Raw genomic sequence first — 1526 nt, 5'->3', positions numbered from 1 at the left:
GCTGGAGCGCGTCGGCGGCGGCCAGCGAAGGGTGCGGCTGCTGCCGTCGAGGGTGGGCGTGTACTTCGTGCTGGCACTGGCCCTGTTTCCGCAATTGGGGTACGTGCGCGTATGGGACAAGCTCACCGCCGGGCTGCACGGGCTTCTTCACAGGCGCCCTTCGGAGAAGGCGCTGCGGGAGGTTCGCCGGCGGCTGGGCGTCGCGCCGCTTCGGTCTCTGTTCGAAACGCTGGCCGGTCCCGCGGCACAGCCGATCACACCCGGGGTGCGATACCGGTGCTGGCGCACGGTCGCCTTCGACGGGTGCAGCTCCACCAAGGCCCCTGACCGGCCGCGAGTCTGTGCCTGGCTGGGCAAGCACAAACACCGCTACGGCACCGACGGATATCCGATGCTGAAGATCATGGTGCTGTGCGAGACCGGGACCCGCGCGTTGCTCGGCGCGGTCTTCGGACCGACGCCGGAAAAGGAGACCGGCTACGCCGAGCAACTGCTGCCGCTGCTGGACGACAGCATGCTGCTGCTCAACGACCGGGGCTTCGACTCAGACGACTTCCTCGCGAAGGCCGCGGCCACCGGGACACAGTTGTTGGTGCGCCTCAAGGGAACCCGAACACCCGCCCGTTGGGCACTCCTGCCGGACGGGTCGTTCCTGACCAGGATCAGCGGCACCCGGCTGAGGATCATCGACGCGCACATCACGGTGACGACCGCCAAAGGGCTGCGGCTGGAAGGCCACTACCGGCTGGCCACCACGCTGACCGACCACCGACGCTACCCCGCCGCCGAGCTGGTGGAGCTCTACCACGAACGATGGGAGATCGAGTCGGCGTTCTACTCACTCCGGCACACCCTGCAACGCGGTCTGGTGCTGCGCTCCCAGGACGCAACCGGGATCCAGCAGGAGCTCTGGGCTCACCTGACCGTCTACCAGGCGCTACGCCGGGCGATGGTCGAGGCCGTCGAGACGCTCCCCGGCACGGATCCAGACCGCGCGTCATTCACCATCGCCCTGGAGACCGCCAAGGACCAGCTCATCTCCGCAGCCGATGTACTGCCCGAGGCCGGGCCGGGGCACATCGCATCGGCCCTGCTGCACGATCTGCTCCCGCCCCGGCGGGCCCGCGTCAACCCACGTCGCGTCAAGTGTCCGATCTCCCGCTATGCCGCACCGCCTGACCAGGCACAAGTTCTGGGTGCCTCCAGGATCACCAGCATCAAAGTCACTGTGCACTCGTCCGCCAACCCGGGCCCCGACGGGCGTCGCGACCGCACGCTGCAACTTATGCGCACCGCCCCTCTCTGCACCTGGCGCGCATGTGAAATCGCTCGTGGCATCGGACTGGACGACGCCCAAGGACTACGCGCGGAACTGGGGCGCTGGGTCCGCGAAGGAATCCTCCGCCGCACCGGGCGAGGCGTCTACACCCTCGAACCGGAGTGGATCGCACCCGACCTTCAACACCCTTCGCCCCCGCCCAGTTGACAACCGCGGATCCGCTCTAACTCCGTGGTCTTGGAAGTAC

General features: G+C 68.0%; 1 pseudogene. It reads left to right on the top strand.

Annotated elements, in window-relative coordinates:
* Positions 1-1506 (top strand): annotated as a pseudogene (locus ACIBTS_RS49360) (IS4 family transposase); the annotation flags it as partial.
* Between the last annotated feature and the right edge of the window lie 20 nt (positions 1507-1526).

This window comes from Streptomyces sp. NPDC050121 (genome assembly GCF_044460385.1).
GTDB lineage: Bacteria > Actinomycetota > Actinomycetes > Streptomycetales > Streptomycetaceae > Streptomyces > Streptomyces soliscabiei.
The sequence above is the reverse complement of the archived record's forward strand: the minus strand, read 5'-3'. Positions and strand labels throughout refer to the sequence as shown.